This window comes from Bacillus sp. JJ1127 (genome assembly GCF_036965845.1).
In the GTDB taxonomy this organism is placed as follows: domain Bacteria; phylum Bacillota; class Bacilli; order Bacillales; family Bacillaceae_G; genus Bacillus_A.
Window position 1 is genome coordinate 6,195 of record NZ_JBALQK010000091.1, and the last position, 439, is coordinate 6,633.

The following is a 439-nucleotide window of genomic DNA, read 5'->3' on the forward strand; positions in this document are numbered from 1 at the left end:
AAAAGAGGGGGTTTATGTCTTAAATGTATATATAGTGTGTTTCTATCCCTCTGTAAAGGTTGTTTTTGCTTGAAATAACTGTTTTACATTAGCTGTATTATCAAGCAGGTGAACAAAACATCATGTGTAATATGGTTCATAAAGTTGTCACTTCAAGAGCGAATATGTATATTGTTTCTTCTTTATCAATTCTTTATAGTAAAACAAAATACATATTCAAAGGAGCAAGTTTAGTGAACAAAAAGGTTTTAAAGGTAGTAACATCATTAACAATTATGGGCGGCGTTTTATTCAGTGCAGAAAGTGCTGCTGTAAAGGCTGAAACAAATCCAGTTGAATTCAAGGATGTTCCGCAAGGGCACTGGGCATTCGAGGCGATTGATAGTTTAGCAAATGTAGGAATTATTGCAGGTTATGGAAATGGAATATTTGGTATGGG

Annotated in this window: 1 protein-coding gene; it reads left to right on the plus strand. The window is 34.2% G+C overall.

Going from position 1 to position 439, the window contains the following annotated elements:
• Positions 1–164: 164 nt before the first annotated feature.
• Positions 165–439, plus strand: a 275-nt coding sequence (locus V7183_RS10465; RefSeq protein WP_335359447.1) for an S-layer homology domain-containing protein, incomplete at its 3' end; no start/stop codon positions are given.